The sequence below is a fragment of the Microbacterium sp. CCNWLW41 genome (assembly GCF_037083505.1).
The window spans coordinates 316625-338602 of the sequence record NZ_JBAOJP010000008.1 but is presented as its reverse complement, the minus strand read 5'-3'; the positions used below and the strand labels follow the sequence as shown (position 1 = coordinate 338602).

19 protein-coding genes are annotated in these 21978 nt (G+C 71.2%); 7 read left to right on the top strand and 12 right to left on the bottom strand.

Annotated features, from left to right (window positions below; translation table 11 throughout):
* Positions 1-15: 15 nt before the first annotated feature.
* The 4 genes from rho to lysA form a co-directional block, all read right to left on the bottom strand.
* The gene (gene rho / locus V6R91_RS26155; protein ID WP_336397639.1) at positions 16-2034 is read right to left on the bottom strand and encodes a transcription termination factor Rho; all 2019 of its coding nucleotides are present in this window, start codon (positions 2032-2034) and stop codon (positions 16-18) included.
* A gap of 163 nt (positions 2035-2197) precedes the next feature.
* Complete coding sequence (thrB, locus tag V6R91_RS26150) at positions 2198-3172, bottom strand: homoserine kinase (protein WP_336397638.1); 975 nt, start codon at positions 3170-3172, stop codon at positions 2198-2200.
* A complete protein-coding gene (locus V6R91_RS26145; protein WP_336397637.1) occupies positions 3172-4473 on the bottom strand; it encodes a homoserine dehydrogenase in 1302 nt (433 codons plus the stop codon). The genes thrB and V6R91_RS26145 overlap by 1 nt, the downstream gene beginning before the upstream one ends.
* Positions 4470-5945, bottom strand: coding sequence for a diaminopimelate decarboxylase (lysA, locus tag V6R91_RS26140; RefSeq protein WP_336397636.1), 1476 nt, complete (start codon positions 5943-5945; stop codon positions 4470-4472). Before lysA ends, V6R91_RS26145 begins: the two co-directional genes overlap by 4 nt.
* Before the next feature lie 336 nt (positions 5946-6281).
* Here lysA and V6R91_RS26135 point away from each other — a divergent pair, with 336 nt between their 5' ends.
* Complete coding sequence (locus tag V6R91_RS26135) at positions 6282-7310, top strand: YihY/virulence factor BrkB family protein (RefSeq protein WP_336397635.1); 1029 nt, start codon at positions 6282-6284, stop codon at positions 7308-7310.
* On the opposite strand, the gene V6R91_RS26130 is transcribed toward V6R91_RS26135, so the two are convergent.
* The 3 genes from V6R91_RS26130 to V6R91_RS26120 are packed head-to-tail and all read right to left on the bottom strand — an operon-like array spanning position 7261 to position 10810.
* Positions 7261-8097, bottom strand: coding sequence for an LmeA family phospholipid-binding protein (locus tag V6R91_RS26130; protein WP_336397634.1), 837 nt, complete (start codon positions 8095-8097; stop codon positions 7261-7263). The two genes, V6R91_RS26135 and V6R91_RS26130, sit on opposite strands and share 50 nt — an antisense overlap.
* 9 nt (positions 8098-8106) lie before the next feature.
* Positions 8107-9771, bottom strand: coding sequence for an arginine--tRNA ligase (gene argS, locus V6R91_RS26125; protein ID WP_336397633.1), 1665 nt, complete (start codon positions 9769-9771; stop codon positions 8107-8109).
* A gap of 52 nt (positions 9772-9823) precedes the next feature.
* Positions 9824-10810, bottom strand: coding sequence for an N-acetylglucosamine kinase (locus V6R91_RS26120; RefSeq protein ID WP_336397632.1), 987 nt, complete (start codon positions 10808-10810; stop codon positions 9824-9826).
* Positions 10811-10897: 87 nt separating this feature from the next.
* On the opposite strand from V6R91_RS26120, the gene V6R91_RS26115 reads away from it, so the two are divergent.
* The 6 genes from V6R91_RS26115 (at position 10898) to V6R91_RS26090 (ending at position 16870) form a co-directional block, all read left to right on the top strand.
* Positions 10898-11842: a MurR/RpiR family transcriptional regulator gene (locus V6R91_RS26115; protein WP_336397631.1), complete on the top strand. Its 945-nt coding sequence runs from the start codon at positions 10898-10900 to the stop codon at positions 11840-11842.
* Positions 11839-12591: a sugar isomerase domain-containing protein gene (locus V6R91_RS26110; protein WP_219084602.1), complete on the top strand. Its 753-nt coding sequence runs from the start codon at positions 11839-11841 to the stop codon at positions 12589-12591. The genes V6R91_RS26115 and V6R91_RS26110 overlap by 4 nt, the downstream gene beginning before the upstream one ends.
* Before the next feature lie 54 nt (positions 12592-12645).
* On the top strand, positions 12646-14058 hold the full coding sequence (gene ngcE / locus V6R91_RS26105; RefSeq protein ID WP_067245068.1) for an N-acetylglucosamine/diacetylchitobiose ABC transporter substrate-binding protein: 1413 nt from the start codon (positions 12646-12648) through the stop codon (positions 14056-14058).
* Positions 14055-15080, top strand: coding sequence for a carbohydrate ABC transporter permease (locus V6R91_RS26100; RefSeq protein ID WP_271062475.1), 1026 nt, complete (start codon positions 14055-14057; stop codon positions 15078-15080). Before ngcE ends, V6R91_RS26100 begins: the two co-directional genes overlap by 4 nt.
* Complete coding sequence (locus tag V6R91_RS26095) at positions 15077-15982, top strand: carbohydrate ABC transporter permease (protein ID WP_067245063.1); 906 nt, start codon at positions 15077-15079, stop codon at positions 15980-15982. The genes V6R91_RS26100 and V6R91_RS26095 overlap by 4 nt, the downstream gene beginning before the upstream one ends.
* 117 nt (positions 15983-16099) lie before the next feature.
* Positions 16100-16870, top strand: a complete 771-nt coding sequence (locus tag V6R91_RS26090) for an SGNH/GDSL hydrolase family protein (RefSeq protein ID WP_336397630.1) — start codon at positions 16100-16102, stop codon at positions 16868-16870.
* A 15-nt stretch (positions 16871-16885) separates the two neighbouring features.
* Here the strand turns inward: V6R91_RS26090 and V6R91_RS26085 are convergent, their stop codons facing one another.
* The 5 genes from V6R91_RS26085 to V6R91_RS26065 all read right to left on the bottom strand — a co-directional run bounded on the left by V6R91_RS26085 (position 16886) and on the right by V6R91_RS26065 (position 21931).
* Positions 16886-17743 carry an ABC transporter ATP-binding protein gene (locus tag V6R91_RS26085; RefSeq protein ID WP_336397629.1) on the bottom strand — a complete coding sequence of 286 codons (858 nt, stop codon included), beginning with the start codon at positions 17741-17743 and terminating at the stop codon, positions 16886-16888.
* Entirely contained in the window at positions 17740-18831 is a 1092-nt protein-coding gene (locus V6R91_RS26080; protein ID WP_271062473.1) for a FecCD family ABC transporter permease, read from the bottom strand. Before V6R91_RS26080 ends, V6R91_RS26085 begins: the two co-directional genes overlap by 4 nt.
* Positions 18828-19889, bottom strand: coding sequence for a FecCD family ABC transporter permease (locus V6R91_RS26075; RefSeq protein ID WP_336397628.1), 1062 nt, complete (start codon positions 19887-19889; stop codon positions 18828-18830). The genes V6R91_RS26080 and V6R91_RS26075 overlap by 4 nt, the downstream gene beginning before the upstream one ends.
* 31 nt (positions 19890-19920) lie before the next feature.
* Complete coding sequence (locus tag V6R91_RS26070; RefSeq protein WP_271061530.1) at positions 19921-20982, bottom strand: iron-siderophore ABC transporter substrate-binding protein; 1062 nt, start codon at positions 20980-20982, stop codon at positions 19921-19923.
* Positions 20983-21097: 115 nt separating this feature from the next.
* Positions 21098-21931 (bottom strand): helix-turn-helix transcriptional regulator, encoded by an 834-nt coding sequence (locus tag V6R91_RS26065; RefSeq protein WP_271061531.1) that lies wholly within the window; start codon positions 21929-21931, stop codon positions 21098-21100.
* Positions 21932-21978 lie beyond the last annotated feature (47 nt).

Below are 21978 nucleotides of genomic sequence, written 5' to 3'. Positions count from 1 at the left end.
CCGGCCGGGTCCGGGTCAGCGGATGTTGTTCTCGTGACCGTGGCTGTGGCCGGCCGCGGGCGGCGCCGGGATCGACTTCTGCATCTGCACGAGGAACTCCACGTTGGAGCCGGTCTCCTTCAGCTTGCCGAGCACGACCTCCAGCGCCTGCTGCGGGTCGAGGCCCGCCAGGGCGCGGCGCAGCTTCCAGGTGATCTTCACCTCGTCGGGGCTCAGCAGCATCTCCTCGCGGCGGGTGCTGGACGCGTTGACGTCCACGGCCGGGAAGATGCGCTTGTCGGCCAGCGCGCGCGACAGTCGCAGCTCGCTGTTGCCGGTGCCCTTGAACTCCTCGAAGATGACCTCGTCCATCTTGGAGCCGGTCTCGACGAGCGCCGTGGCGAGGATGGTCAGCGAGCCGCCGTTCTCGATGTTGCGCGCCGCGCCGAAGAACCGCTTGGGCGGGTACAGGGCGGCCGCGTCCACGCCGCCGGTGAGCACGCGCCCGGACGCCGGGGTGGAGATGTTGTAGGCACGGCCGAGGCGCGTGATCGAGTCGAGCAGGACCACGACGTCACGGCCCAACTCCACGAGGCGCTTGGCGCGCTCGATGGCGAGCTCGGCGACGGTGGTGTGATCCTCCGCCGGGCGGTCGAACGTCGAGGCGATGACCTCGCCCTTCACCGTCCGCTGCATGTCGGTGACCTCTTCGGGCCGCTCGTCGACGAGGACGACCATGAGGTGGACCTCGGGGTTGTTCTGCGCGATCGCGTTCGCGATCTGCTGCAGCACGATGGTCTTGCCCGCCTTCGGCGGAGCGACGATGAGACCGCGCTGCCCCTTGCCGATCGGGGCGACCAGGTCGATGATCCGCTGGGTCAGCTTCTCCGGCGCCGTCTCCAGACGCAGGCGCTCCTGCGGGTAGAGCGGGGTCAGCTTGCCGAACTCCACGCGGGTGGCGGCGTCGTCCACCGACAGCCCGTTGATCGAGTCGACCTTGACCAGCGCGTTGTACTTCTGCCGGCCCTGCTGCTCGCCCTCGCGCGGCTGCTTGATGGCGCCGACGACGGCGTCGCCCTTGCGCAGGTTGTACTTCTTGACCTGGCCGAGCGAGACGTAGACGTCGCTCGGGCCGGACAGGTAGCCGGTGGTGCGCACGAACGCGTAGTTGTCGAGGACGTCGAGGATCCCCGCGATCGGGATCAGGACGTCGTCCTCTCCGATCTCGGTCTCGAACTCGTCGTTCGTGCCGCCGCCGCGTCGCTTGTTGCGCTGGCGGGTCCGGGACGAGGCGGACTCTTCGGACGACTCGTCGGCGCCGCCGTTCTGGCCGCCGTTGCCGTTGCGGTTGCGGTTGCGGTTGCGCGAACGCCCCCGCGACCGGCCGCCCTGGTCCTCCGCGTCGCCGTCCTCCTGCTTCGGAGCCTCGACCGGCGCCTCCGCCTCGGCCGGGCGCTCCGCCGACTCCTCCGTGGCCGCCGCGGCGCCGCGGCCACGACCCGAGCGGCCACGGCCGCTCTTCGGCTTCGCCTGCTCCGCGGCGCCCGCGTCAGTCCCGTTCTCGGCCTTGTCGCCCGCGGCGTCGCCGGACGACTCCGGGGCCGGCGACGCGGCGTCCTTCTCGGCGCCGGCGGATGCCGGGACGGCCTCGGGCGCCGCCGCCTCGGCGTCGCCGTCGGTCTTGGTCGTCCGCGACTTGCGCGCACGGGACGGCTTCTTGGGCGCCTCCGCGTCCGCGCTCGCGGGCTCCGCCGCCGGGGCCTCGCCGTCGGCGGCGGGCTCCTCGGTCTTCTTCGCGCGGGATCGGCGCGGCGCCTTGGCCTTGGGGGCTTCGTCGCCAGCGTCGGCCGGGCTCTGGTCCGCCGGCGCCTCCGCGGGCTGAGCTCCCGCCTCCGTCGTCTCGGCGGCAGCGGCCGCCGACGCGGTCGTGGCGCGGCGCGGCGCGCGCTTGCGGGCCGGCGCCTTCGCCGCCTCCGCGGGTGCGGCCTCGGCGGTCGCCGGGGCGTCGGACGCCGGAACCGGCGCGTCGGACTGGGTCTCGGAGATGGTCTCCACGAGTACTCCTCTTCACGTCTGTGGGTGTGAGCGGATGGGTGCCGCAGCCTCGGCATGCGGCTGCACCGGCGATGCGCTGGGCCCGATGCTCAGCGCACGCGAAAGGACTCGGCGAGTCGTTCGGGTGGTGCGAGTGCGGCGCAGATTGCGCCTCGGGCCGGAATCACGATCGTGACGAAGAGCCCTCCGCTCGGTTCCTCACTGTACCACCTCGGACATCCACTGCGACGGCGCGGTGCTCCCACGGAGTGTCCGTGGCCTCCTCGGCGACCCGCGCGGCGTCCATCCGGCTTCCGGGGCCGTCGCACAGCACGAGCACGCTCGGCCCGGCGCCGGACACCACTGCGGCGAACCCCTCGGCGCGCAGCGCTCGCACGAGCCGGCTGGTCTCCGGCATCGCGGGGGCGCGATAATCCTGGTGCAGACGGTCGTCCGTGGCGTCCAGCAGCACGTCCGGGCTCTGCGTGAGCGCCGCGATCAGCAGCGCCGAGCGCGACACGTTGAACACGGCGTCCTCGCTGGGGACCTGTTCCGGCTGCAGGCTGCGGGCGGCCTTGGTGGACATCGTGTACCCCGGGACGAGCACCAGCGGGGAGACCCCGCGATGGACGAGGAGCTTCTTGTGCCGCGGGCCCTGCTCCCCCGTCCAGGCGATCGTCAGCCCGCCGAAGAGCGCCGGGGCGACGTTGTCGGGATGTCCTTCGAGCTCCGTGGCGAGCCGCAGCAGCGCATCGTCGTCGAGGTTCGCGATCCCGTCCAGCAGCCCCTGGGCGGCGAGCACGCCGGCCACGACGGCGGCGCCGGAGGATCCGAGCCCCCGGCCGTGCGGGACGCCGTTGCGCGCCACGAGGCGGATCCCCGGCATCGGCCTCCCGACGTCCGAGAACACGTGCGCGATCGAGCGGATCACGAGGTTCGTCGCGTCCCGGGCGATCTCCTCCGCGCCCGATCCGCTCACCTCCACCTCGATGCGCGCCTGTTCGCCGGTTGCGGGGGTCGCGAGCGCCGTCACCTCGAGCTCGTCGTACATGCTCACCGCGAGCCCTAGGGTGTCGAATCCCGGTCCGAGGTTCGCACTCGTCGCCGGGACCCTGACCTCGACGCTGCGACCCTCCGGGACGACGGCGCCGTCCTCCATCACTCCCCCTCCACGCGCAGCACGGAGACCACGCGCTGCACGACGCTGCTCTCCGCGAGCCGGGCCACCGTGTCGCTGAGCGCCTGCTCGGACGCGCGATGCGTGCCGATCACGATCCGTGCCGTGGCGCTGTCCTCGCCCTCCACGGTCTGCAGCGCCGTCGCGACGGACACGCCCTCCTCGCTGAGGATCCCGGCCACGGTCGCCAGGACCCCCGGGAGGTCCTCGACCTCGAGCGTGATCTGGTACCGGGTGGTGATACGGCCGATCGGCGCGACGGGCAGGCTCTGCCTCGCCGACTCGCCGACGCCGACGCCACCGGCGAGGTGGCGACGGGCGGCCGAGACGACGTCGCCGAGCACGGCCGACGCCGTCTGCACGCCGCCGGCTCCTGCCCCGTAGAACATCAGCGGCCCCGCGGCCTCGGCTTCCACGAACACGGCGTTGTTGCCGCCGTGCACCGTCGCCAGCGGATGCTCGCGATCGATGAGCGCCGGGTAGACGCGCACCGAGACGCCGCCCTCGGGGCCGGACAGCCGCTCGCAGATGGCGAGGAGCTTGATCACGTAGCCCGCGCGACGGGCGTCGGCGATCATGTCCGCGGTCACCGACTCGATGCCTTCGCGGTGCACGTCCTCGAAGGAGACCTGCGTGTGGAAGGCGAGGCTGGCGAGGATCGCGGCCTTCTGCGCGGCGTCGTAGCCTTCGAGGTCCAGCGTCGGGTCCGCCTCGAGGTATCCGAGCTCGGTGGCGATGCGCTGCGCCTCCTGCGCGCTCAGGCCGTCCCGGTCCATGCTGTCGAGGATGAAGTTCGTGCTGCCGTTCACGATCCCGAAGATCCGGACGATCCGATCGCCGGCGAGCGAGTCCCGCAGCGGTCGGATGATCGGGATGGCGGCGGCCACCGCGGCCTCGTAGGACACGGACGCGCCCACCTGATCGGCGGCCTCGAAGATCTCAGCTCCGTGCGTGGCCAGCAGTGCCTTGTTGCCGGTGACCACGTCCGCCCCCGAGCGGATGGCCGCCAGCACGTGCGACCGCGCCGGCTCGATGCCCCCCATCAGCTCGATGACGATGTCGGCGCCGAGGATCAGCGCCTCCGCATCGGTGGTCAGCAGCTCCCGGGGCAGCTCCGTGTCGCGCGGCGCGTCCGGGTCGCGCACGAGGATCCCGGCGAACTCCAGTCGGGCGCCGCTGCGCTCGGACAGCTCCTCGCCGTGCTCGAGCAGAAGACGGGCGACCTGGGATCCCACGGATCCCGCACCGAGCAGGGCGATGCGGAGGGTGCGCTGCGGCGTCATGCTTCTCCTTCTCCGGCGGAGCCGGGCTGGGCGGCGGACGACTCCGCCGGTTCGGGTACGGCGTCGAGGCCCGCGTCGCGGCCGAGGAGGTCCGCGAGGGTCTCGCCGCGCACGATCAGGCGTGCGTGTCCGTCCCGCACCGCCACGACCGGCGGGCGGGGGGTGTGGTTGTAGTTGCTCGCCAGCGCGTGGCAGTACGCGCCGGTCGCCGGCACTGCGAGCAGGTCTCCGGGGGTCACGTCGGCGGGCAGGTACTCGTGCTCGACGACGATGTCGCCGGACTCGCAGTGCAGCCCCACCACCCGGACGAGCACCGGGTCCCCTGTGCCCGCGCGGGAGGCGATCCTCGCCGAGTACGGCGCGCCGTACAGCGCGGGTCGCGCGTTGTCGCTCATCCCGCCGTCGACGCTGACGTAGAGCCGCTCGCCGCGCTCCCCCAGCGACACGGGCTTGGTCGTGCCGACCTCGTACAGGGTCACCCCGGCCTGGCCCACGACCGATCGCCCGGGCTCGAAGGCCAGCGTCGGCACGGCGATCCCGCGCACCTCGCACTCGCGCGCCACCGCGTCGACGATCGCGGACGAGAGGAGCTCGATGGGCGTGGGATCGTCGGCCGCGGTGTAGGCGATGCCGAAGCCCCCGCCGAGGTTCAGCAGCGGGAGCTCCCCTCCGGCGAGGAGCTCGGCGTGCAGGTCGACCACGCGGGCCGCGGACTCCGCGAACCCCGCAGCGCCGAAGATCTGGGAGCCGATGTGGCAGTGCAGTCCGAGCAGGTTCAGGCTCGGCATCTCGCGGATCCGCGCCGCCGCCGTGTGCGCCTCGTCCAGCGCGAAGCCGAACTTCTGATCCTCGTGGGCCGTCGCCAGGAAGTCGTGCGTCTCGGCGTGCACGCCGCTGTTCACGCGGATCAGGACGTCCTGCACGATCCCGGGGCGATCCGCACCCAGGCGGGCGGCGATCGCGCCCAGGCGCTCGATCTCGATCAGGCTGTCGACGACGATGGTCCCGACTCCGACCTCCACCGCGCGCTCGAGGACGGCGACCGACTTGTTGTTGCCGTGGAAGCCGAGCCGGGCGGGGTCCGCGCCGGCGGCGAGCGCCGTCTCGAGCTCGCCGCGGCTGCACACGTCCAGGCGCAGACCCTCCTCGCTCACCCAGCGCACCACGTCGGCGCTGAGGAACGCCTTCCCGGCGTAGTACACACGGGATCGGGTGCCGTGCGCCGCGGCGGCCGCGTCGAACGCCTCGCGGATCCGGCGGGCGTGGGCGCGCACCTCGTCCTCGTCGAGGATGTACAGGGGCGTGCCGAAGCGCGCACGGAGCTCGGACACCCGGACGCCGCCGAGACGCAGCTCCCCGTCGTCGTCGCGACGCGCAGAGGCCGGCCAGACGGCGGGGACCAGGTCGTTCGGGTCGGCGGGCACGGCGAGCCATTCCGGAGCGAGGGGTTCGTCGGGCAGGGCGGAGACCACGGAGCACCAATCGTCGGGAGGGGTGTCGCCGCTTCCCGGGTCGCGTCGAGGACGGACCGCCGCGGAAGCGGTGCTCGGCGGGGCGTCCGGCCGAGTTCCCCAGCAGTCTAGGACACGCGAGGAGGGCGCCCCGTCGCGGTGCGACATGTCATGACGCGCCTCGTCGGGGTGCGTTTCGGTCGTTGAGCGAGCGAAGCGAGACGAAACGCCGCAACCCTCGGCTGGCACCGATTCGTCTCGGTCCTCCGATCCCCCGGGGGCGCCGGATACGCTCGACGCATGGACGCGACGCCGGAAGCCGAGCGACAAAACCCGTTCGCGCGGGCGATTCAGGCCGTGATCGCTTTCGCGCTGAGACGCCGAGCGGTCCGGGCGGCGCTCCTCTACGTCGAACGCCGCGGACCGGTGCTGGCGGACAGCATCACCTACCGCGCCCTGTTCAGCGTGTTCGCGGCGGTGCTCCTCGGCTTCTCCGTCGCGGGTCTGTGGCTCGCGGGGAACCCGGAGGCGTTCCGCGCCCTCGTCGCGGCGGTGGACTCCGCGATCCCCGGGCTGGTGGGACCGGACGGCATCGTGGACGCCGAGGCCATCACCGCGCCCACCGGCCTCACCCTCACCGGCATCGCCTCGCTGGTCGCGCTCGTCGGCGCCGCGCTCGGGGCGATCGGAGCCCTGCGGACCGCATTGCGCTCCCTCGCCGGCACCGTGGGCGACGACGTGTTCTGGCTCTGGGTGATCCTGCGCAATCTCGCCCTGGCGATCGGCATCGCCCTCGCCGTCGCGGTGACGGCGTTCCTGACCGTCACGGGCGGCTCCGGCATCCGGGCGCTCACGGGGGCGCTCGGTGCGGAGGACTCTCCCGCGGCCGTGTGGGCGGAGCGGGCTCTGGACATCCTGATCATCCTCGTGATGGACACGCTGCTCGTCGCCGCGCTGTTCGTCGTGCTGTCCGGCGTGCGGGCCTCGGCGCGCGCGCTGTGGTCGGGGGCCCTCCTCGGCGGCCTCGGGCTCCTCGTGCTCCAGCAGCTGTCCGGCCTCTTCATCGGCGGCGCGCGGGCCAACCCGCTGTTGGCCTCCTTCGCCGCCCTCATCGCCCTCCTGATCTGGCTGAACCTCTCGGCGCAGGTCGTGCTCTACGCGGGCGCGTTCATCATCACCGCCGTCGAGGACCAGGAGGACGCGTCCGCCGGGCGAGCGCGCACCTTCGAGGAGCGTCGACTGGAGCGCGCGGAACGGATGCTCCGGGCCGCGCAGGAGGAGCGCGACGCCGCGAGCGCGGCCGTGCGGAAGGCCGAGCCGTCCGCAGACGCGGCGGTCACCGCGAAGGGCAGGTCCCGTTCCGCTGCAGGGACGCGTCCGACGTGATCGCGCCGTCGGCGCGGAGCCCGGCGACGAGCTGCCCGTCGGTCACCCCCAGCGAGACCAGGTGCAGCCCGGCGGGGATCTGGTCGGCGATGCAGATGCGCTGCGGCGCCGTCAGCCCGTCCGCGAGGCCGCCGAAGCGGCCCGCCAGCTGAGCCGCGTCCAGCGTGACGCCCGCGACCGACGCCGAGACGGGCGTCAACGCGATGTCGCCCTCCACCGCGTCGGGCTTCAGGGTGAGGGCGATCGGCAGGCTCTGTCCGAACAGGCTCAGAGCGCCCTTCGCTGTCACGTTCGCCCCTTCCAGGGCGATCTCCTCGACGGGGAGATCGGTGGCGGATCCGACGAGGTCGCCGAGCTGTTCCGCGGTGACCCTGATCGTTCCCGTCGCTCCCGTCATCGGCCCGCCGCGCAGGGGGAACCCCCGGGCCTCCGCGGTGACGGCTCCGGCGAACGGCCCCACGGCGACGTCGTCGGAGGACAGGTGCAGGGCATCGAGCCTGCCGGCGAGCAGCTGCGCGAGGACGATGCCGTCGGTCGCGACGTCGATCTGCTGGTCCTCCGGCAGGTGCAGAGCCGTGATGACCTGCGTGCGCGCCACGTCGGCGACCACCGCCCGCGCGACGAACTCCGCCACGACGACGAGCGCGGCCAGCACGACGACCGCTGCGGTGACGATCCACGGCCATCGCCGTCGCGTGCGCGTCTCCGGTGCCGAGCCGTCACGCGGCAGCGGCACCGTGGCGTGCTGCGTGCCGAGATCTCGCGGGTACGGCTCCGTGTCGCCCATGCGCTTTGCTCACATCCGCTCGGGCGCCGAGACGCCGAGCAGCTCCAGTCCGTTGCGCAGCACCTGGCCCGTCGCGTCGTTGAGCCACAGACGGGTCCGGTGCACCGCCTCGACGGGGTCGTCGCTGAGCGGGATGACGCGGCAGTTGTCGTACCAGCGGTGATACAGGCCGGCGAGCTCCTCCAGATAGCGGGCGACGCGGTGGGGCTCGCGGACCTCCGCGGCGAACGCGACGATCCGCGGGAACTCCTGGAGGGCGCCGAGCAGCGCCGACTCGGTCTCGTGGGTCAACAGCTCGGGCGCGAACTCGGAGCGGTCCACGCCGGAGTCGGCGGCGTTGCGGGCGACGTTGTGCGTACGGGCGTGCGCGTACTGCACGTAGAAGACGGGGTTGTCGTTCGTCCGCTTCTGCAGGACGTCGAGGTCGACGTCGAGGTTCGAGTCCGAGGCGCTGCGGGTCAGGGCGTAACGTGCGGCGTCCACACCGACGATCTCCACGAGGTCCTCCAGCGTCACGACGGTGCCCGCTCGCTTGGACATCCGGACGGGCGTGCCGTCCTTCACAAGATTCACCATCTGCCCGATGAGGATCTGGAGGTTGACCTCGGGCTCGTCCCCGAACGCCTCGCACATCGCCATGAGCCGCTTGACGTAGCCGTGGTGGTCGGCGCCGAGCATCATGATGCAGCGGTTGAACCCGCGCTCGCGCTTGTCGAGATAGTACGCGAGGTCGCCGGAGATGTAGGCGGGCTGACCGTCAGACTTGATGACGACGCGGTCCTTGTCGTCTCCGAAGTCGGTCGTGCGCAGCCAGAGGGCACCGTCCGCCTCGAACATGTGGCCGAGCTCCCGCAGCCGTGAGACCGCGCGCTCGACCGCGCCTGAGGTGTGCAGGTCGTTCTCGTGGAAGTAGACGTCGAAGTCGACACCGAAGTCGTGCAGGCTCTTCTTGATCTCGTCGAACATGAAGCCGACGCCGAGGTCGCGGAACGCCTCCTGCTTGTCGTCGGGAGCGAGCTCGTCGAGGTTTCCCTCGTACGCCAGAGCCACGCGTCGCGCGATGTCGCCGATGTACGCTCCGCCGTAGCCGTCCTCCGGCGCCGGGCGGCCCTCGTGCGCCGCGACGAGGCTCCGCGAGAAGCGGTCGATCTGCGCGCCGTGATCATTGAAGTAGTACTCGCGCGTGACGCGGGCGCCCTGCGACGTGAGGATCCGGGCCAGCGCGTCCCCGACGGCCGCCCAGCGGGTGCCGCCCAGGTGGATGGGACCGGTCGGGTTGGCCGAGACGAACTCGAGGTTGATGACCTCGGCCGCCCGCGAGTCGTTCGTGCCGTACGCGGGTCCGGCCTCGACGATCGTGCGGGCCAGGGCTCCGGCCGCCCCCGCCTCGAGGCGGATGTTGATGAAGCCGGGACCGGCGACGGAGACCTCGGCGACCCCGTCGACGGCGCCCAGTCCGTCCGCGATCCACTGTGCCAGCTCGCGGGGGTTCGTCCCGAACGGCTTCGCCAGGCGCATCGCGACGTTGGTCGCCCAGTCGCCGTGATCGCGGTTGCGCGGGCGCTCCAGCACGATGTCGGAGGCCGTGATCCCCAGCGGCTCGCCGGGTCGTCGCTCGTCCGAGATCGGGGTCAGGACGGCGAGGACGGCTTCGGCGAGGGCTGCAGGGTTCATAGACCACCCATCCTAGGACCGCGGGCGCATCCGCACCGCGCGGCCGCCGAGGTCAGCGGAAGCGCGCCAGGGTCGCGGTGAGCGCGGCCAGCGCGGAGGCGTCGGGCTCGTCCCCTGCCTCGCGCAGAGCCAGGTAGGCCGCGCCGGCGGCGCCGTCCCCGACCCGCAGGATCTCGAGCGCCTCTCCGCTGCGCGACGCACGACGGATGAACTCGTCCCGTAGGCCTCCGGGCCTGGACAGCACGCTCCCGCCGACCACGATCGGGCCCGGTCCCGTCCGGACGACCTCGAGGGTCGCGGCGAGCGCGGCTCCGGCCTCGCGCAGGATGCCGCGCGCGGTCTCGTCGTCCTCGTGGTCGAAGGCGAGCGGGGCGAACCGCGACAGCTCGACGGGGCGCCGCGCGTAGAGGGTCTCGACCAGCCGGGACAGCTCGCCCGGCCGCCCCTCCACGGTCGTCCCGCCGCGCTCGATGCCGCACGCGGACAGCACGGCGTCGGTCAGCGCCGTCGGCGGTCCCCCGCCGTCGAGATCGGCGGCGGCCGCGCGCGCGACCCGGTGACCGATCCAGAAGCCGCTGCCGCGATCGCCGAGCAGCCACCCCAGTCCGTCGGCGGCCGCGGCGACGTCCCCGTCCTCGACGCGGATCACGCAGGCGCCGGTCCCCGACACCAGCGCGTATCCGGCCGGTGCCGCCGTCCCGCTGAAGTACAGCGCGAGCAGGTCGGACCGGAACTCGAGCCGCCCGGCGAAACCGTGCTGAGCCAGCAGTCCGCGCAGCTGATCTCCGCCGCCGCCGGACGTGTAGCCGGCCATCGCCGCGACGATCACCGAGACATCCTCCGCCCGGCGGCCGGCGACCGCGAGCGCCCCGCGCACGGCGTCGAGCACGGCCCGCGCGGAGGCCTCGGCCCCGACCGAGATCGGGTTCCCGCCCCCGCCGACGCCGTAGCCCAGGCATTCCCCCCGAGGGGTGGCGAGGACGGCTCTGGTCGAGGTGCCCCCGGCGTCCACTCCGAGCACCAGAGCGTCGTGACTCATTCGTGACCCGTCCTCGTTGACGCAGGGGCGAAATAAGAATAGTTTTCATCCGACGGCGCCAACGGTGGCCCGTTTTCAATGGAGGCAATGGTGCCACGGACATTGGACATCGGCAACGATCAGTCGATCTCGCGACGCATCGCGGCCCGCCGCGGCTCGATGCCCACGGCCATGTCCAAGATCGCCGACGTCATCGCCGATCAGCCCACCGCCCCGGTCGAGCTCACGATCACCGAGCTCGCCGCGCTCGCGGGGACGTCCGCCGCCACCGTCACGCGATTCAGCCGTGCCCTCGGCTTCGACGGCTACACGCAGTTCCGCGTGGGCGTGGCCAGCGAGATCGGCCGCGGCGACGCCGACGAGTCCTGGCGTGCGGACATCGGACGCGAGTTCGCGCCGGACGACGCCCCGGAGAAGGTGCTGCAGACCCTGCTCGCCCTGCACATCCGCAGCCTGGAGACCACCAGCGCCTGGCTCGATCTCGACGCGGTCGAGGACGTGGCGCGCGCGATCGCGACGAGCCGTCACGTCGACATCTACGGCGTCGGCGGCAGCGGCGTGATCGCCGAGGAGTTCCAGGGGCGGCTGTACCGGATCGGAGTGAACGCGCACGCGTGGCGGGACGTGCACGACGGGCTGACGAGCGCGGTGCTGCAGGACGCCTCCTCGGTGGCGATCGGGATCTCCAGCACGGGGCGCACCGAGGAGACCGTGCAGATGCTGTCCCAGGCCGGTGCCGTCGGCGCCCGCACGGTCGCGATCACGCACGACAGCGCCTCGTGGATCGCCTCCGTCGCCGACGACGCGCTGTGCACGGCCGCACCGATGCCCTACCTGCGACCGGACGACCTCTCGGTCAAGCACTCGCAGCTACTCGTCATCGACCTGCTCTACCTGCTGGTCGCCCAGCACATGTTCTCGGACGCCGCCACCCGCCTCGCCGCGAGCGCCATGGCGGTCTCCGCCCACCGCCGCCCCGACCGTCCCAGCCGTCGCCGCACCGATCGCACCCCCACGGAGGAGACCCGATGACCGCCACCCCCGCCGCACTGCTGCACGAGGCGACCAGCCGGCTCGAGCGACTGGCCCGCGACGCCGAGGAGGGCGCCCTCGACCCGGCGATCGCCCTGCTGGTGCGCAGCCTCGAGGACGGCGGGGTGATCCAGGCGTTCGGGACGGGACACTCGGAGGCGTTCGCCATGGAGATCGCAGGACGCGCGGGCGGTCTCATCCCCACGAACCGGATCGCGTTGCGCGACATCGTCCTGCACGGCGAGCGCACGGTGGACGTCCTGACCGGAGCGCTGGAACGCGAACCGTGGGTGGTGGACGAGCTCATGGCCGTCTCGCCCGTCGGCGCGCACGACGCGTTCGTGATCGCCTCCAACTCCGGCGTGAACGGATCGATCGTCGGGGTCGCCCTGTGGGCCAAGGAGCACGGACACCCGGTCATCGCGGTGACGAGCCTGGAGCACACCGCCCGGGTCGAGCCGAAGCACCCCAGCGGCAAGCGACTCAGCGAGATCGCCGACGTCGTGATCGACAACCTCGCCCCCTACGGGGACAGCACGCTGGAGCTGCCCGGCGGGTTCGGCATCGGAGCGATCTCCTCGATCACCGCCGCGTTCATCGCGCAGCTGCTCACCCTCGGCGTCGCCCGGGCGATCGGAGACGCCGGCGACACCCCGCCGCTGTACATCTCCGCGAACATCCCCGGCGGCGACGAGCACAACTCCGCTCTGGAGGACCGCTACCGCGACCGACTGCGCCGCGGCGCCTGACCGCTCCTGCTCTCTCACCCCCACCCGCACACATCAATGGAAGGCAGAACACACATGGAACTCAACGAAGCGTCCATCAGCCGCCGCACCCTGCTGCGCGGAGCCGCGCTCGCGGCCGTGCTCGTCCCCTTCGGCGTGAGCCTGGCCTCGTGCGCCGCTCCCGGTGGCGGCGGAGGCGGGACGGCGCCGAAAGGCGAGGTCACCGCGGACAACCCGTTCGGCGTCGCGGCCAACACCAAGGTCGACGCGGTCATCTTCGACGGCGGCTACGGCGTGGACTACGTCGAGAACGCGGCCAAGATCATGCAGGGCAACCACGACGGCGTCGAGGCCAAGGTCTCCCCCTCCACGAAGATCGCGCAGGAGCTCCAGCCCCGGTTCGTCGGCGGCAACCCGCCCGACCTCGTGGACAACTCCGGCGCCAACTCGATCGGCTGGAACACGATCCTCGACCAGCTCGAGGAGCTCGACGAGGTGCTGGAGGCGAACAACCTCGAAGGCGAGAAGATCAGCGACACCCTCTACGACGGCGTCAAGGCGCCCGGGACGTTCGACGGCCGGTTCGTCGCGCTGAACTACGTGATGACGGTGTACGGCATCTGGTACTCGGCGAGCCTTTTCCAGCAGAACGGATTCACGGTCCCGACGAGCTGGCAGGACCTGAAGGCCCTCGGCGAGGCGGCCAAGGCCAAGGGGAAGTACCTGTTCCTCTGGGGCAAGGAAGCGGCCACGTACTACCAGACCATGGTCGTCGACTCGGCCGTCATCCAGTCCGGCGACGACGTGCGTCTGCCGCTGGAGAACCTGGAGGAGGGCTGCTGGTCGCACCCGACGATCCAGGGCATCCTCACGATCCTGCACGACCTGATCCAGTCCGGGTACGTCAAGCCCGGCGGTGGCGGCACGCAGTTCACCCAGGCCCAGTCCCAGTGGAGCCTCGACCAGGAGGCGCTGCTGTACCCGTCGGGTTCCTGGATCGAGAACGAGATGAAGAAGCAGACCGCCGATGACTTCCAGATGACGGGGATCGCGGAGCTGCCGCTGGACGGGAACCAGACCACGCCGAAGGGCACCATGCGCGCGGAGGCCGGCGAGCCGTTCATCGTGCCGTCCAAGGCCAAGAACCCGGCCGGCGGCAAGGAGCTGCTGCGCACGATGCTCTCGAAGGAGAACGCGACCTACTTCGCCAAGGAGAAGCTCGCGCCCACCATCGTCAAGGGCACGGTGCCCGAGGACGGCTTCGGCTCGACCGCCCTGGTGTCGCAGACGAAGCTGCTGGAGGCCGCGGCCGGAAACGTGTTCACGATCAAGTCCTTCAACCTGTACGGCATGAACTCCGACCAGCTCCCCATCTGGAACTCGTTCCTGGACGGGAAGATGTCCGTCGAGGAGATCACCAAGCAGCTGCAGGATCTGACGGACAAGGTCCGAAACGACGACTCCGTCACGAAGATCGAGATCAAATGAGCCTCAGCGCTCCCGGTCTCGACGCGGCGCTGGACACCAGCGCGGTCGTCACCGCCCGCACGGCGCGCCGCAAGGCGCCCCGTGCGGGCCTGCGCCGCAAGCTCACGTTCGACTACGTCTCGTTCCTGCTGGTCTTCCTGGGCCTGCCCGTCGCGATCTTCCTGATCTTCGTCATCTCGCCGTTCATCCAGGCCGTCTACTACTCCATGACGAACTGGACGGGCTTCTCGACCGAGATGGACTTCGTCGGCGTCAGCAACTTCGTCCGGCTGTTCCAGAACGAGACGTTCCTGCAGGCCATGGGCAACAACGCTCTGCTCGCCATCGTCGTCCCGCTCATCACGCTCACCATCGCCCTGATCTTCGCGAGCATGATCACCGTCGGCGGGCCGAGCCACGGCCAGGTCCGCGGGCTCAAGGGCTCGAGCTTCTACCGCGTGGTGTCGTTCTTCCCCTACGTCATCCCCGCCATCGTCATCGGCATCCTGTGGAGCATGATCTACCTCCCCAACGGGCTGCTCAACGGTCTGCTGGGCCTGGTCGGGATCGACACGAACGACTTCGCCTGGCTCGGCGACGAGCGCACGGCGATGCCCGTCACGATCTTCGTGATCGTGTGGGGCATGGTCGGCTTCTACATGGTGCTGTTCATCGCGGCGATCAAGGGGATCCCCGCGGAGACCTTCGAGGCCGCGCGCCTGGACGGCGCCGGACGCACGCGCACCATCCTCTCGATCGTGCTGCCGCAGATCCGCGACAACGTGCAGACCGCGTACATCTACCTGGGCATCATGGCGCTGGACGCCTTCGTCTACATGGCCGCCCTGAACCCGACCGGAGGACCGGGCAACACCACCCTGGTGATGAGCCAGTACCTGTTCCGCACCGCCTTCGAGAAGGGACAGTTCGGTCTGGCGAGCGCCATGGGCGTCGTGCTGGCCGTGATCACCCTGGTCTTCGCCGGACTCGTCATCGGGCTGTTCCGACTCATCGGCGGCAAGGACGAAGGAGGACGCGCATGAGCCTCGACACCCGCACGAGCGTCACCATCGACAAGAGAGCCGCGCGGAGCTCCGCCCGCACGGTGCAGAGCACGACGAGCGACAAGGTCGTCGGCGGGATCTCCCATGTGGTCCTCGTGATCTGGTCGATCGCCGTGATCCTCCCGATGCTGTGGACGCTGCTCAGCTCCTTCAAGACGACCCGCGAGATCTTCGCCTCACCGTTCAGCCTCCCGGCGAGCTGGAACCTCGACAACTTCTTCTCCGCATGGACGAAGTACAACTTCGGGCTCATGTTCCTGAACACCGTGATCGTCGTCGGCGTCTCGCTGGTCCTCGTGATGGTGCTCGGGGCGATGTGCGCCTACGTGCTCGCGCGCTTCGCGCTGCCGGGCAGCCGGGTCATCTACTACCTCATGCTGGCGGGCCTCACCTTTCCGGTCTTCCTCGCCATCGTCCCGCTGTTCTTCATCCTTCAGGGGATGGGGCTGCTGAACACGCTCCCGGGGCTCATCCTCACCTATGTCGCCTTCGCCCTCCCGTTCACGGTGTTCTTCCTCTTCTCGTTCTTCAAGTCCCTGCCCTACGAGATCCAGGAGGCCGCATACGTCGACGGCGCGAGCGAGTGGCGGACGTTCTTCCAGGTGATGCTGCCCATGGCCCGCCCCGGTCTCGCGGCCGTGGCGATCATGAACTTCCTGGGCCTGTGGAACCAGTTCCTGCTGCCGATCTCGCTGAACACCGATCAGACCAAGTACGTCCTGTCCCAGGGCATGGCGAGCTTCGCCTCCGCCGCCGGCTACCAGGTCGACTTCGGCGCCATGTTCGCCGCAGTCATCATCACGATCGTCCCGGTGCTGATCGTCTACATCGTCTTCCAGCGCCAGCTCCAGGGCTCGGTGTCGCAGGGCACCTCCAAGTGACCGCGGGATGACGCGATGACGCCTCGCTCCGCCGGGGCCGCGACGGGACGCGCCGTCTTCCGTGCCGCGGACTCGTCCGTGGACGGGAGACGGCGCGCGCTCGCTTATCCTCGACGCATGCCCCGATCCGTCCGGCGCCTCCCCCGGCGCCGTCTCGCCCTGGTCGCCGCTCTCTCCGCGATCGCCCTGTGCGCCGCCGTGCTCGGGCTGTGGCGCCCGTGGACGCCCGCGACGCCGATCGCGGCGGGTCCGGGAGAGCCGGTCGTCGCCGTCGAGCCCGCTCCGCTCGCGCTGCCCGAGCACCCGCGCGTGCTCGTCTTCGGGGACTCGTGGACCTACGGCTCGGCCGCCGCCTCGCCCACGCTCGGATACGCCTACGTGCTGTCGGAGCTCCTCGGCGCAGAGACGATCGTGGACGGCGTCCGTGGCAGCGGATACCTCAGGCCGGGTTGGGACGGGCCCGACTTCGGCACGCGCATCGCGGCGCTGGACCCGGCGATCGACCCCGATCTCGTGATCGTCCAGGGCTCGATCAACGACCGTCTCCTGATCGACGAGGACTATCCGCACGCCGTCGACGCCGCATGGGACCGGCTGCAGGCGCTGTTCCCCCGGGCGCGCATCGTCGTCCTGGGGCCGGCGCCGCACGCGCTTCCGATCGCCAAGGGCACGATCAGGATCGATCACGCGCTCGACCGCCTCGCCGCGGAGCGCGGCTGGCATTACCTCTCCCCCATCGCCGAGGACTGGATCACCGAGGCGAACTATGCGCAGGTCATCGACACGGGCGCCGGGCGCCTGCACCCGACGACGGCGGGGCACCGCTACCTGGCCGAGCGCGTGGTCGAGTCGCTGCGGGCCCTCGCCGCAGACGAAGCCGCGAGGTGAGGCCCGTCCCGCCCATCACGGGCGACGCGGGATCACCAGCGGCGTCCCCGTCTCCGGATCGGGCATGATGCGGCAGGGCAGGTCGTAGACCTGTTCGACGAGCTCGGGCGTCAGGATGCGGGACGGATGCCCCGCGGCGACCACCGCGCCGTCCTTCATGACCACGAGATGGTCCGCGTAACGCGCCGCCTGGTTGAGATCGTGGAGCACCACCACGATCGTCCGGTGCAGTCGCGAACGGAGCCGTTCGAACAGCTCCAGGAGACCGTACTGGTGCGAGATGTCGAGGAAGGTCGTCGGCTCGTCCAGCAGCAGCACCGGCGTCTCCTGCGCCAGCGTCATGGCCACCCAGACGCGCTGCCGCTGGCCCCCGGAGAGCTCCTCCACCAACCGACCGGACAGCTCGGTCGTCCCGGTCGCCTCCAGCGCCGCCGTCACCGCGGCCTCGTCCGCCTCCGACCAGCGATCGAACATCCCCTGGTGCGGGTGCCGCCCGCGCGCGACGAGGTCCGCCACCCGGATCCCCTCCGGCGCGAGGGACGACTGCGGGAGCAGCCCGAGCCGCGTGGCCAGGCGACGCGTGGGGATGCGGTGGATGTCCGTCCCGTCGAGCAGGACCGCCCCGTCCGCCAGCGGCAGGACGCGGGCGATGGCGCGCAGCAGCGTCGACTTCCCGCACGCGTTCGGACCGATGATCGCCGTGTAGGACCCCGGGGCGATCGAGATGTCGACGCCGTCGAGGATCATCCGGCCGTCATAGCCCGCGCGCACGCCCTGCGCGCGGAGGATCTCCGAGGCGGCTGCCGCGTTCACCGGGGTCCCTGACGGCCCGCGCGGTCCGATGGTGCGACGGGGACGGGTGAGCGGGGTCATGTTCTCCTCCGGAACTCCGAGACCAGGAGCCACGCCAGATAGGCGCCGCCCAGCGAGACGGTGACGACCCCGACCGGCAGCCCGAGCCGCTGCGCGAGCACGTCCGAGGCGAGGAGCGTGAACGCCCCGACGAGTGCCGAGGGCATGAGCATCAGCCCGGATCCGCCTACGAGACGACGCGCGATCTGCGGGGCGGCGAGCGCGACGAACGAGATCGGTCCGGCCCCGGCGGTCACCAGCGCGGTCAGGGCCACGCCCAGCACGACCGCTGCCGCACGGATGCGATTCGCTCGCAGCCCCAGGCCTCGCGCGGCGTCGTCGCCCAGCTCGAGCTGCCGCAGCCCCGGGAGCACGGGGACGAGTGCGACGAGCAGCGCCACGAGGAGCGCGGTCAACGGCCAGAGCTGGTCGTAGCCGAGCGCGTTGAAGGAGCCCGCCGCCCAGAGCGCGGCGAGCATCGCGGTGTCGGCGTCGACGGCGAGCATGAGCGCCGAGTTGAGCGAGGACAGCAGCGCGGCCACGCCGATCCCCATGATGATGAGCCGGAAGGGCTGCACGGTCCCGCGGCGCGAGGCGAGCATGTAGACCACGGCGGCCGTTGCGCACCCGCCCAGGATCGCCCCGGCCGCCACGTCGAGATAGCGGGTCGATCCGAGCAGCAGCATCATCACCACGGCCCCGGAGTAGGAGCCCGCGGAGAAGCCGATGACGTCCGGAGAGCCGAGCGGATTGCGGGTCAGCGACTGGAAGATCGCGCCCGACACCGCCAGTGCGACGCCGCAGGCGATCGCGAACAACGCCCTGGGCAGCCGCCACTGCACGACGAGCATGCGCGCCTGCTCGTCGCCCGCGCCGATCAGGGCGCCCACCACGGCGTCGAGGGGCACGGAGAGGCTCCCCCCTGTGAGCGAGAGCAGGGCGAGCAGTGCCGTCGCACCGGCGAGCGCGCCGCAGACGACCGCCGAGCGCGTCCCCGCCATCGTGGAGACACGCGGCAGACGCACCACGACGGCACGGTAGCCGTGGTCCAGTGCCGGGCGGCGGAGCCAGCGGGATGCGAGGCGCGGTGGAGTGTCACCGTCGGTCACAGCCCGCTCACCGACCTCCGACGCGCGAGGAGGATCAGGACGGGCGCGCCGACGATCGCGGTCACGAGTCCGACCCGCAGCTCGCCGCTGGGCAGGATCACCCGCCCGAGGATGTCGGAGACCAGCAAGAGGATCGGGGCGAGGACGATCGTGTACGCGATGATCCAGCGCTGATCGGGACCGACGAACCACCGGACGGCATGCGGGATCATGAGCCCCACGAAGCCGATCGGACCCGCCAACGCCGTGGCCGTGCCCGCGAGGAGGGTCACGGCGACGATCACGACGACTCGGATGCGCCCTCCCCGGACGCCGAGCGAGGACGCGAGCTCGTCGCCCAGCGCCAGGGCGTTGAGGGAGCGGGCGACCGCGACGCTCAGCACGAGGCCGAGGAGGATCAACGGGGCGAATGACAGCACCACGTCGAGTGCGCGTCCGCCGAGCGAGCCGACGCCCCAGAACCGCAGGTCGTCGAACGTGTCCCGATTCCCCAGCACGATCGCGCTGCTGACTCCGCCGAGCACCGCGCTCAGGGCGACGCCGGCGAGCGTGAGCTTCGCCGGCGTCGCTGTGCCGCCGCCGGTCGCTCCGAGCAGGGAGACGAGCACGGTCACGGCCGCCGCGCCCAGCAACGCGAACCAGACGTAGCCGAGCGGGGCCGTGACGCCGAGGAATCCGACCGTCGCCGTGACGGCGAAGGTCGCTCCGGCGTTGACCCCGAGGATCCCCGGGTCGGCCAGCGGGTTGCGCGTGTAGGCCTGGATGAGGGCTCCGGAGACGCCCAGCGCCGGGCCGACCACGAGCCCGACAACGGTCCGCGGAAGGCGCAGCTCCCGGATCGTGACGTGGGCGTCGATCCCGTCGTCGTAGAACCACAGCGCCTCCCAGACCGTGCGCAAGGACATCTCGCGGGCGCCGATACCGATGCTCGCCAGCACAACGACCGCGAGCACCACGATGGCCGCCACCAGGCCGACCAGACGCAGCGCCGAGGAGCGGGCGACGCCGGCCGGCGCGGTCCGCTCCTCGATCGCGCGCGCCGTGACCGGGATGGTCACCGTCGGTGCATCCGTCGACCGGGCCGGAGCGTCATTCGGCGCCGCCGACCACGGCGCCGCCGTCGATCGCCGCCGAGATGTCCTCGATGTAGCCATGCTCGATCGCCCACGGAATGCTGAGGACGTCGGGGCCGCTCGTGGCCATACCCAGCGTCGCCCCCTCCGCGACGTAGTAGCGTCCCGCGACGATCGGCGCCCAGCGACGGAAGACCGGGTGCTGGAGGGTGTAGGCGGTCTCCTCGGCGGAGTTGGACCAGGCCAGGACGACGTCGGCCTCGACATCGGAGAGCTTCTCGAGACTGATGCCGGTGTAGAAGAGCTCCGGATCCAGTCCCTCGCTCGCCGGGGCCAACGCCGGGCTGTCCACCATGCCGAACTCATGCAGCAGAGAGACGCGCGCGTCCTCGGTGATGTACGCGGCCATCTCCGCGGAGCCTTCCGCGAGGGCGAGGCTGTAGAGGAACGAGGCGCCCTCCAGGTTCGGATACCTCGCGGTCTCGGCGGCGATGGCCCGCTCGGTGCTCTCGATCACCTCGTCGGCCCGTTCCTGCTCTCCCAGGATGGTCCCGATGATCTCGGTGTGCTCCTGCCACGTCCCGGACGTGAACGGGCGGTCCATGTAGGCGACGGTCGGCGCGATCTCGCTCAGTCGCCGATACTGGACCTCGGTGAGGCCCGAGTACACGGCGACGATGACGTCGGGACGAAGGCTCAGGATCTGCTCGTAGTCGGGCCCGTCCTCGCTGCTGCGCAGGATCTCGGGCATCTCGCCTCGAAGCTCGCCTTCCACCTGCTCGCGGAACCACGGTGAGAAGCCCTCATCGTCACCTCCCCAGGTCTCCGGGACTCCGACGGGCACGACGCCGAGAGCCGCCACGATGTCGTGGTTCATCCAGCTGAGGGTGACCACGCGTTCGGGCTTCTCGGGAATCGTCGCCGTGCCCAGCGCGTGTTCGATGGTCACCGGGAAGTCCCCCGACGTCGTCACGGAGGACGGGTGTTCCTCCGCCCCGGCGGATGACGAGCAGCCGGCGACCACGAGGGCCAAGGCGGCCAGGAGGACGAGAACACCGGAACGGCGGAGTGCAGACATGGAACCTCTCAGCGGGCTACCGGCAGCCAAGTAAGGCTTGCCTTAGTCGAGCCTAGGGAGGACGACTTGCCACGGACTGACACGTCTTATCGCCGAGCGGACAGCCCCGTCCGGCTCACTCGTCCGCGGATCCCGGCAGGAAGCGGTGTGGCGGGCGTCCCATGACGCGGTGGAACGCGGCGCTGAACGCGCTGATCGTCGCATAGCCGACGCGGCGAGCGACGATGCCGACCGGGATCCCGTCCCCGAGCAGGCGCACCGCGGCGGACATCCGCGCGGCCGTGCGCCATTGACTGAACGTCATGCCGGTCTCGGCCCGGAAGGCCCGTGCGAGCGTCCGAGCGCTCAGCGAGGCGGACCAGGCCCAGTCGTCCAAGGAGCGCCCATCCCCCGGGTCCACCATGATGGCTCGGGCGATCGCAGCGATGCGGTGGTCCCGCGGCAGGGGCAGCTCGATGACGGGCCGGGCCTCGTCGGCGATGAGCTCCAGGCACACGCGCTGCGCCCTCAGCCGCTGCTGCTTCGGCATCCCCGTCTCGGACAGGTACGCCAGCAGCTCCCGCAGAGCCGGGTTCACACAGACCGCGCGCACCTCGCCGATCGGCGCCTCCCACGCATGGGGCAGCACATGCAGCGCCGCGAGCGTCGTCGCCGCCGACCGAGCGGCGGTATGCGCCGTGCCCGCCGGCACCCAGAGGCCCTGCCCCAGCGCCAGCCGATGCCGCACCCCCTCGACCTCGACGGCCGCCGTCCCGCGCTCGGGCCAGAAGACGACGTGCTCGGGATGCCGGTGCTCCTCGGGAGAGCAGCCGTCCACGTCGTCGACATACGCATGGCGGAGATACCGGGTGGTGAGCAGATACCCCTCGGGGACGATCGAGCCGCGCAGCGGAGACTCCGACCCCTGCAGCCGACGCGCATCCGACAGCGGAGCGACAAGCGTCACCATCCGTCCTCCAGTTAGGTAAGGGTTACCTTCATTCTATTGTCTGGTCG

Excerpts from the sequence above, each read along its gene's own strand:
- thrB (WP_336397638.1), bottom strand. The coding sequence starts at position 3,172 with ATGGAGGACGGCGCCGTCGTCCCGGAGGGTCGCAGCGTCGAGGTCAGG.
- V6R91_RS26145 (WP_336397637.1), bottom strand. The coding sequence starts at position 4,473 with ATGACGCCGCAGCGCACCCTCCGCATCGCCCTGCTCGGTGCGGGATCC.
- V6R91_RS26130 (WP_336397634.1), bottom strand. The coding sequence starts at position 8,097 with ATGGGCGACACGGAGCCGTACCCGCGAGATCTCGGCACGCAGCACGCC.
- argS (WP_336397633.1), bottom strand. The coding sequence starts at position 9,771 with ATGAACCCTGCAGCCCTCGCCGAAGCCGTCCTCGCCGTCCTGACCCCG.
- V6R91_RS26120 (WP_336397632.1), bottom strand. The coding sequence starts at position 10,810 with ATGAGTCACGACGCTCTGGTGCTCGGAGTGGACGCCGGGGGCACCTCG.
- V6R91_RS26115 (WP_336397631.1), top strand. The coding sequence starts at position 10,898 with ATGGTGCCACGGACATTGGACATCGGCAACGATCAGTCGATCTCGCGA.
- V6R91_RS26110 (WP_219084602.1), top strand. The coding sequence starts at position 11,839 with ATGACCGCCACCCCCGCCGCACTGCTGCACGAGGCGACCAGCCGGCTC.
- ngcE (WP_067245068.1), top strand. The coding sequence starts at position 12,646 with ATGGAACTCAACGAAGCGTCCATCAGCCGCCGCACCCTGCTGCGCGGA.
- V6R91_RS26100 (WP_271062475.1), top strand. The coding sequence starts at position 14,055 with ATGAGCCTCAGCGCTCCCGGTCTCGACGCGGCGCTGGACACCAGCGCG.
- V6R91_RS26095 (WP_067245063.1), top strand. The coding sequence starts at position 15,077 with ATGAGCCTCGACACCCGCACGAGCGTCACCATCGACAAGAGAGCCGCG.
- V6R91_RS26090 (WP_336397630.1), top strand. The coding sequence starts at position 16,100 with ATGCCCCGATCCGTCCGGCGCCTCCCCCGGCGCCGTCTCGCCCTGGTC.
- V6R91_RS26085 (WP_336397629.1), bottom strand. The coding sequence starts at position 17,743 with ATGACCCCGCTCACCCGTCCCCGTCGCACCATCGGACCGCGCGGGCCG.
- V6R91_RS26070 (WP_271061530.1), bottom strand. The coding sequence starts at position 20,982 with ATGTCTGCACTCCGCCGTTCCGGTGTTCTCGTCCTCCTGGCCGCCTTG.
- V6R91_RS26065 (WP_271061531.1), bottom strand. The coding sequence starts at position 21,931 with ATGGTGACGCTTGTCGCTCCGCTGTCGGATGCGCGTCGGCTGCAGGGG.